This is a genomic window from Azospirillum brasilense (assembly GCF_003349955.1).
Taxonomy (GTDB): domain Bacteria; phylum Pseudomonadota; class Alphaproteobacteria; order Azospirillales; family Azospirillaceae; genus Azospirillum; species Azospirillum brasilense_B.
Genome location: NZ_QLKQ01000045.1, coordinates 54,009 through 62,400 on the forward strand (window position 1 = coordinate 54,009; position 8,392 = coordinate 62,400).

An 8,392-nucleotide genomic window follows, 5' to 3' on the forward strand; every position below is an offset into this window, starting at 1 on the left:
TAGGAACATTGGGAAATTTTGGCCGCTGCGTTGCACTCGCGCCCAAGAATTGCCAAAATCGGATGACCGCAAAGGCGGCATCACTCCCTTTCCGGCGCGAGGACTATGGAGACAGCGAGCACCATCATCCTGATCGGGTCGTCGCTGCTGATCGTCAGCATCCTGACCAGCTATCTGGCGCTGCGGATCGGCACACCGCTGCTGCTGATCTTCCTGGGCGTCGGGCTGTTCGCCGGGATCGACGGCGTCGGGGGCATCAGCTTCAACGACGCGGACAGCGCCTTTCTGATCGGCTCCATCGCGCTCGCCGTGATCCTCTTCGAAAGCGGTTTGGACACCAAGCTGTCGAGCTACCGCGCCGCCGCCTGGCCGGCGCTCAGCCTCGCCACCTTCGGGGTCGCCATAACCTCGGGTGTCGTCGGCGTCGCCGCGCATGGTCTGCTGGGCCTGCCCTGGATCGAATCCTTCCTGGTCGGTGCTGCGGTCAGTTCCACCGACGCGGCGGCGGTGTTCTTCCTGCTGCGGGTCGGCGGGATCACCATCCGCGACCGCGTGCGCTCGACGCTGGAGATCGAATCCGGCAGCAACGACCCGACGGCCATCCTGCTGACCGCCATGCTGGTGGAGGCGGCGCTGCACGGCTGGGGAACGCCCATGGAGCTGGCGGGCTTCCTGGTCAAGCAGATCGCCGGCGGGGCGGTGCTGGGCGTGCTGGGTGGCGCCGGGCTGGCCGCCTTCATCAACAAGGCCCGCCTCGACCCCGGCCTCAACCCGGTGGTCACCCTGGCCTTCGCCCTGTTCCTGTTCGCCGGCACGAACGAGCTGGGGGGCAGCGGTTTCCTCGCCGTCTACGCCGCCGGGCTGGTCGCCGGCAACGTCAAGCTGCGCGGCGCGCTGGGCCTGCGGCAGTTCCACTCCGGCCTGACCTGGCTCAGCCAGATCGTTATGTTCGTCATGCTGGGCCTGTTCGCCACCCCGCACGATTTCGGGGCGATCGCCCTGCCCGCCCTGGGGCTGGCCGCCCTGCTGATCCTGCTGGCGCGTCCGCTGGCGGTGTGGCTGTGCCTGCTGCCCTTCCGCTTCTCGGCCAACGAGAAGACCTTCATGGCCTGGGTCGGGCTGCGCGGCGCGGTGTCGATGCTGCTGGCGCTGGTGCCGATCCTGGGCGAGCTGCCGGGCGGTCAGGTGATCTTCAACACGGCCTTCCTGGTGGTGATCGTGTCGCTGGCGGTGCAGGGCTGGACGATCGGCCCGATGGCGCGCTGGCTGAAGCTGATCGTCCCGCCGCGGCGCGGTCCGGTCGAACGGTTCGAGCTGGAACTGCCCGGCGGTGCCGACCAGGAGATGGTCGCCTACACCGTCCACCCCAAGAGCCCCGCCGCCCGAGGCCAGCGCACGCCGCGCTTCGCCCGCCCATCCCTGGTCATCCGCGACGGGCGCGTGGTGCCGCTGCACAAGGCGCGGACGCTGCAGGCCGGGGACATGGTCTATCTCTTCACCCCGCCCAGCCAACTGCCGCTGATCGACAAGCTGTTCGCCGAAAGCCGGCCGCTGGATCAGGACGACCGCGCCTTCTACGGCGATCTGGCGCTGAATCCCGACGCGACGGTGGAGCAGATCGCCGAGATGTACGGCCTGCCCCTGTCGCTGGCCAACGCCCAGCGGTCGCTGCGCGACCTGCTGCGCAACGAGTTCGGCGGCAATTGCGAGCTGGGCGACCGGATGCGCATGGGCGGCGTGGAGCTGATCGTCCGCGACATGCAGGACGGGCAGATCACCTCGGTCGGCCTCGCGCTGGAGCCGTCGGCGATGGACACGCCCCGCGTGCCGCTGTTCCAGAACCCGGAACGGTTCTGGCAGACGATCCGGTCCTGGTGGTCGAAACGCTCCTTCCGCCGCTGGCAGCGCCGGGAAACCCGCCGCGAGCGCCTGCCCGCCCGCGCCATCGAGGCGCCGAGCCTGGCCGGGAAGGAACCGGAACGGCTGGAGGGGTGACCTCCTTCCAGCCTCTTCCGGCGGTTGGTCAGGCCATCGCGGGCTGCTGGGCGCGGATCATCGCCGCGAAGGCGTCGGGGGCGACGGGACGGCCGAACAGATAGCCCTGAAGCAGGTCGCAGCCAACGGACACCAGGAAATCCCGCTGTTCCTCGGTCTCGACCCCTTCGGCGACGGTGACGAGGCCGAGGCCGTGCGCCATGCCGACCGCGGCGCGGACCAGCGCCCCGTTCTTCAGGTTGTCCGGAATGTCTTCCATGAAGGCGCGGTCGATCTTCAGCTTCGATACCGGAAGCTGCTGCACGTAGCTGAGCGACGAGTAGCCCGACCCGAAATCGTCGATGGCCACCTGGACGTCGATGGCCTCCAGTTCCGTCAGGGTCTGCACGGCGGCCTTCAGATCGCGCACCGCCGCCTGCTCGGTGATCTCCAGACCCAGGCACCCGCGCAGCTCCGGATTGCGGCCCAGCAGCTCCTCGAGGCGGGCGCTGAGATTGCCGCGCAGGAACTGCGGACCGGAGATGTTGATGAAGATCTGCTTGGGCAGGGTGCCCGCCTCCGCCCACAGGACCATCTGTTCGACGACGGCGGTCAGCACCCAGTCGGTGATGGGGACGATCAGGCCGCTTTCCTCGGCGACCGGAATGAACTCGCCCGGGGAGACCGGCCCCAGCGTGTGCTGGTTCCAGCGCAGCAGCGCCTCCGCCGCCACGATCCGGCCGGAACGGGCCTCGACGATGGGCTGGTAGGCCATGTGCAGCTCGTTCCGCTCGATGGCGTGGGCGAGATGCATGGTCAGGAACATGCGCCGGGTCGCCGCCGCGGCCATCTCCGGCGTGTAGAAGCAGACGGCGTTGCCGCCGTTGTGCTGGGCGGCCTGGAGCGCCAGCTTGGCCTTGGCGTTCAGCTCCTCCAGCGTGCGGATGTCGGCGTCCTGCACCGCGGCGCCGATGGACAGCCGCAGCCGCACCCAATGGCGGTCGGCGTAGATGGAGGCGGTCAGCCGGTCGTGCAGCAGATCGGCCAGCGTCTCCGCCTGCTCCGCGCTCTCGACGCGGGACAGGGCGGCGAACTCGTCGGCGGCGATGCGGCAGACGTAGGTCTGCTGCGGCAGCACCTCGGTCACGCGGCTGACCATCGCCTTCAGCGCGGCGTCGCCGACATGGAAGCCGAACGCCTCGTTGATGTCGCTGAACTGGTCGACGTCGAGCGCGTAGAGCGCGAACAGCCCCCCTTCCTGGCCGGGGAAGGGCGCGGCCAGCACGGCCTCGCACTCTTCCAGGAAGGCGGTGCGGGTCAGAACCCCGGTCAGCGGATCGTGCCGGGCGAGATAGGTTGCTTTTTGCTCCGCCGCCAGCCGTTCGGAGATGTCGCGGATGATGCCGACGAACACGACCTCGCGCGCCAACCGGGCCTGCCCGACACTGAGATGGATCGGGAACACGGCGCCGTCCTTGCGGCGCCCGAGCGCGTCGCGCCCGATGCCGATGATCTTTGCGCGTCCCGTCTCCAGATAGCCACTGAGGTACTTGTCGTGATCGCGGGAAAAGGGCGACGGCATCAGGACGGAGACGTTCCGCCCGATCAACTCCTCCTCGTCGTAGCCGAACAGGTCGCGGCAGGACCGGTTGACCGTGCGGATGATGCCGTGGTGGTCCGCCACCACCACCCCGTCCACCGCCGCGTCGAGCAGCGTGGTCACGAAGGGATCACGGCGCAGGACAAAATCGGCGATGCGGGCCGGATCGGTCACCTCCTGGAACAGGCCCAGGAAGCCTTGGCCTCCATCGCCGGTGCGGTGCGGCAGGACACAGCCGCTCAGCACGCCGCGCCCGCCGTCCGTCCGTTCGACCTCGCAATCCACCGGCGCGGCCTCGCCGCTCTGAGCGGAGCGGTCCAGGGCCTGCGACACGGCGCGCGCCAGCGGATGGTCGAGCTCGAACAGGGGCCGCCCCGCCAGGGCTTCGGGCGACGTCTGAAGGACGGCGGCGAAAACGGGGTTGGCGAACAGGCAGCGCCGCCCGGCGTCGGCGTAGACCAACGCGAAGGAGGCCTGATGCATGAGGCTTTCGGCCAGCGACGCCAGGAACGCCGATGTGGTCGGCATTGCCGGAGTGGGCGGGCTGTCAGGCCCCTGATGCTCTGCCGGAGACACGTTGGACAAAACCGTACCCGCTCACCAAGGCACCCACGGACATCGGGAAGAGGCCCGATACCCAGGGGTGCACAGAAACCGAGTTGTCATTATGACGGCTTGCGGAACATTTTCCAACAAATTGCGGCGAAATCACAACATCTGCTGCATCCCGCCCTCACTGAACCACAACCCAGGGCAGGAGAACGCCGTCATGTCTCACCTGGAAGGACCGGCATCGGCAGCCGAAGCCAATCTTCCAGGATCTACGCCTTTCGATATACACCAGAGCGGAGCGGGAGGCAAGAAGCCCCCCTTTACGCCGCTGCGGCGAGTTCCCGCACCCGCTGGGACAGTTTCTGAAAAGCGCGTTCCTCGATCTGGCGGATGCGTTCGCGGCTGACGCCGTAGACGGCGGCCAGATCCTCCAGCGTCTTCGGCGACGGGCTGAGGCGACGGGCGGTCAATATGTCCCGTTCGCGGTCCTTCAGCACCGCCATCGCGTCGCGCAGCATGGCGCTGCGGTGCATCGCCTCGTCGCGCTCCAGCAGGCTGTCCTCGGCGTTCGGGCGCTCGTCGGGCAGGAAGTCCTGCATCTCCGCGGTGCCCTCCCCGGCGGAGAGCGGCGCGTTCAGCGAGGCGACCGGCTGGACGAAGCGGCGGTTCACCGCCACCACGTCGCTCTCCGGCACGTCGAGTTCCTGGGCGATGCGGGACACGCTTTCCGGCTTCAGGTCGCCGTTGCCGAACTCGCCCAGCTTGCGCTTCAGGCGGGACAGGCCGAAGAAGAGCTTCTTCTGGGCGCCGGTGGTGCCCAGCTTCACGAGGCTCCAGGAGCGCAGGATGTATTCCTGGATGGACGCCTTGATCCACCACATCGCGTAGGTAGACAGGCGGAAGCCGCGGTCCGGCTCGAACTTGCGGACGGCGGTCATCAGGCCGATGTTGCCCTCGCCGACCAGATCGGTCATCGGCAAGCCATAGCCGCGGAAGCCGGTGGCGATCTTGACGACCAGACGCAGATGGCTGGTCACCAGCTTGCGCGCCGCCTCCATGTCGCCATGCTGGCGCCACGCGGTGGCCAACACATACTCCTCCTCCGCGCCCAGAACGGGAAAGCGGTGGACCTGCTCGATGTAACGGGACAGCGACTCGCCGGGAAAGGGCGTGGTCAGTGCCAATGCGGTGCTCATGTCACATCCTCTTGAAAGCGATATGACCCAATCCGCCGGCCCCCACGCTGGGCAACCGGCGCCTTCTCCATGAAGGCGCTCCCAGTTTACGCGCACGGAACGCCAAGTCAACGCCCTGCGGTCGCGAGTGCAGGGTGCTCTGACCTGGATGCATGGCCGACCCGGCATAAACGGGGCGTAAACCACCCCGGCCTTATTCAGGTCGTCAAGACCCCGAACCCAGACACCGATTCACGAGAGGGCAGACTCCGATGGCGGACATCCTTGTCGTCGATGACGACCCGGTATCCCTCAGCATCGTCACCAAGATTCTGGAGAAGGAAGGCAACACCGTGACCGGCTGCACCGACGCGCGGGCGGCCATCGAGTCATTGACCTTCCATGAGTTCGACCTGCTGGTCACCGACCTCATCATGCCGGAGCATGACGGGTTCGAGGTCATCCAGGTGGCCAAGAATCTTCGCCCGGATCTGCGGATCATCGTCCTGTCCGGAATCGACGAGCGCGTGCCGCCGGAACTGACCATGCAGGCCCTGACCAAGCTGGGTGTCGCCCGGATGGTCCGCAAGCCGATCAAACCGGCGATCCTGGCCACTGAAGTGCTCGCGGTGCTGATCGCCGGCTGACGGGCTCCGGCCGGCGTATGGCTTCCTTGCGATTGCGTCGGAACCGGCCTTCCCTCACCCTGCACCGGCTGACCCGCCCCCTTGCCCCAGGGAAGCCCGCATGATCCGCGCCGCGTTCGCCACCGCCCTTCTCGCAAGCCTCCTCACGGGCGCCCTGGCCTCCGCCGGCCCGGCGACGGCGGAAGCGCCGGCCTTCGGGCTGCCGCTCGACTGCCGGATCGGAGAGACCTGCTTCGTCCAGAATTACGTCGATGAGGACCCCGGTCCCGGCTGGCGCGACCATGCCTGCGGACGGCTGAGCTACGACGGCCATGACGGCACGGACTTCCGTCTGCCCGACTACACGGCCATGGACAAGGGCGTCGCCGTGCTGGCGGCGGGCGCAGGCACCGTCCTGCGGGTGCGCGACGGCATGGAGGACGTGAACGTCAACGTCATCGGACGCGACACGGTGATGAAGGTCGGGGGCGGCAACGCCGTCATCATCGAGCATGGCGACGGCTGGCAGACCGCCTATCTGCACATGAAGCGCGGCAGCGTCGCGGTCACCCCCGGCCAACGGGTGGAAGCCGGGCAGCGGCTGGGCGAGGTCGGGCTGTCGGGGCTGACCGAGTTCCCCCATCTGCATTTCGGCGTGCGCCACAACGGCGCGGTCGTCGACCCCTTCGTCGGCCAGCAGCCCTTCACCGCCTGCGGCCAGGCCATGAAGCCGTTGTGGAACGCCGCCACGGCACAGGCGCTGGCCTACCGCCCGACCGCCGGCCTCGGCGCCGGCTTCGCCACCAGCCGCGTTCCGGAAGCCGAACCGGCCCGCCACGGCGAATTCGCCGGGGAGACGCTGACCGGGGACTCCCCCATGCTGGTGCTGTGGTCCGACATCATGGGCGTCCGCGACGGCGACATCCAACGGGTCCGCATCCTCGACGGCAATGGCCGGGCCCTGTTCGACAACAGCAAAGGCATCACCGGGGATAAGGCCGCGTGGTTCGCCTATCAGGGGCTGAAGCGCCCGGCGTCGGGATGGCCGAAGGGTCCCTATCAAGGCATCGTGACGCTGACCCGCGACGGCAAGACGGTGGTCACGCTGGAGCGTCGGCTGGAGCTTCGCTGAACCGGCACGCCGTTACTGGGCCGACCCCGTCTTCATGCGGTCGGGAACGCCCTGGGTCAGCAGCGTGGTCAGCCAGCGGAAATTCGGCGCGCTTTCGGCCTGGAGCGCGCTCTGCACCACCTGCATGGCCTCTTCGGCGTTGGGCGCCGCCATGTCGGGGGGGTGACCTTCGGCGCTCTGGCCGTTGGACGCCGCGTCCCCTCCGCTCTGCGCAAAGACGCTGACGGCGCCGACACCCAGCCGGTGGGCGATCGCCGAGCCTCCGGTGACCGGGCCCGCCGCGGAGGAGGCCATCAGGCCCGACGCACCATCCTCGCCGCCGACGCCGTTCAACTGCTCCAGCATCGCGGCGAACTGGCCGGCGAGTTCCCCCGCTTGCCGGGGCGCACCCGTGCCTTTGCGCTCCAGAAGCTCTTCAGCCCGGATACGCATCAACTGGGAAGCGTCGGCGTTGGCCGGTATCGACATGGCGCGTGGACCCTGCGGCGTTCGGCTACCGGATCAGGGCAAGCAAGGGACGGGCCATCCCCGAAAGGGGCAGAGAAGCGGGCGGTCCAGCTTCCCCGCCGCCCGTGCGCCCGGCAAAAATTTCCGCCCCACCCGGCAAGAATGACCGGCCGTCCGGCAAAACCGACCCCGTGGCGTACCCTCGCCGGCCCTCAGTCCCGGAAGTTCAGATACTGCAGGGGCTGTTCGATCTTCAGCCCGCGCACCAGGGCGATGGCGTCCTGGAGGTCGTCGCGCTTCTTGCCGGTGACGCGCAGCTCGTCGCCCTGGATGGAGACCTGGACCTTCATCTTGGCGTCCTTGATCGCCTTGACGATGGTCTTGCCGAGGTCCTGGGCGATCCCCTGCTTGACGGTGACGACCTGACGCAGCGCATCGCCCGCCGCCCGCTCCGGCGGCTTGGAATAGTCCAGGGCGCCGGCGTCCAGCTTCCGGCGGGTGACGTAGACCCGCAGCAATTCCTGCATCTGCTCCAGCTTGGGGGCGTCGTCGGCCAGCAGGGTGATGTCGTTCTCGGTGCGCTCCACGGTGCAACGCGAGCCCTTGAAGTCGAAACGGGTCTCGATCTCGCGGCGCATGCCGTTCAGCGCGTTGTCGATTTCGTGGATGTCGGTCTTGGACACGATGTCGAAGGACGGCATGGGACTCTCTTTGCTCAGGCGGACGGAATCGCGGAACCGTAGACGAGGCCGCCCCCCGCCTTCAAGGGGCCTGCACGCAAACCGCAGGGTGATCGCATTTTAAATCCCCTCTCCCCTCTGGGGAGAGGGTTAGGGTGAGGGGGTTGCGCTTGTGCCGAACGCACCGCCACGCGCAACCCCCTCAC

The 8,392-nt window shown here is 68.1% G+C and carries 7 protein-coding genes; 3 read left to right on the plus strand and 4 right to left on the minus strand.

What is annotated here, in order from left to right; genetic code table 11:
- Window positions 1-105 precede the first annotated feature (105 nt).
- On the plus strand, window positions 106-1,995 hold the full coding sequence (locus DXK32_RS19585; protein WP_114860037.1) for a potassium/proton antiporter: 1,890 nt from the start codon (window positions 106-108) through the stop codon (window positions 1,993-1,995).
- A 28-nt stretch (window positions 1,996-2,023) separates the two neighbouring features.
- Here the strand turns inward: DXK32_RS19585 and DXK32_RS19590 are convergent, their stop codons facing one another.
- On the minus strand, window positions 2,024-4,102 hold the full coding sequence (locus DXK32_RS19590; RefSeq protein WP_114860038.1) for a putative bifunctional diguanylate cyclase/phosphodiesterase: 2,079 nt from the start codon (window positions 4,100-4,102) through the stop codon (window positions 2,024-2,026).
- A gap of 344 nt (window positions 4,103-4,446) precedes the next feature.
- A complete protein-coding gene (gene rpoH, locus DXK32_RS19595; protein ID WP_114860039.1) occupies window positions 4,447-5,322 on the minus strand; it encodes an RNA polymerase sigma factor RpoH in 876 nt (291 codons plus the stop codon).
- 251 nt (window positions 5,323-5,573) lie between these two features.
- Here rpoH and DXK32_RS19600 point away from each other — a divergent pair, with 251 nt between their 5' ends.
- Together DXK32_RS19600 and DXK32_RS19605 are read left to right on the plus strand one after the other, a co-directional pair.
- Window positions 5,574-5,948, plus strand: a complete 375-nt coding sequence (locus tag DXK32_RS19600) for a response regulator (RefSeq protein ID WP_114860040.1) — start codon at window positions 5,574-5,576, stop codon at window positions 5,946-5,948.
- A gap of 100 nt (window positions 5,949-6,048) precedes the next feature.
- Window positions 6,049-7,059 (plus strand): M23 family metallopeptidase, encoded by a 1,011-nt coding sequence (locus tag DXK32_RS19605; RefSeq protein ID WP_114860041.1) that lies wholly within the window; start codon window positions 6,049-6,051, stop codon window positions 7,057-7,059.
- Between the two features lie 12 nt (window positions 7,060-7,071).
- Here the strand turns inward: DXK32_RS19605 and DXK32_RS19610 are convergent, their stop codons facing one another.
- Window positions 7,072-7,527, minus strand: coding sequence for a hypothetical protein (locus DXK32_RS19610; protein ID WP_114860042.1), 456 nt, complete (start codon window positions 7,525-7,527; stop codon window positions 7,072-7,074).
- Between the two features lie 191 nt (window positions 7,528-7,718).
- Window positions 7,719-8,207 (minus strand): YajQ family cyclic di-GMP-binding protein, encoded by a 489-nt coding sequence (locus DXK32_RS19615; RefSeq protein WP_035679074.1) that lies wholly within the window; start codon window positions 8,205-8,207, stop codon window positions 7,719-7,721.
- Between the last annotated feature and the right edge of the window lie 185 nt (window positions 8,208-8,392).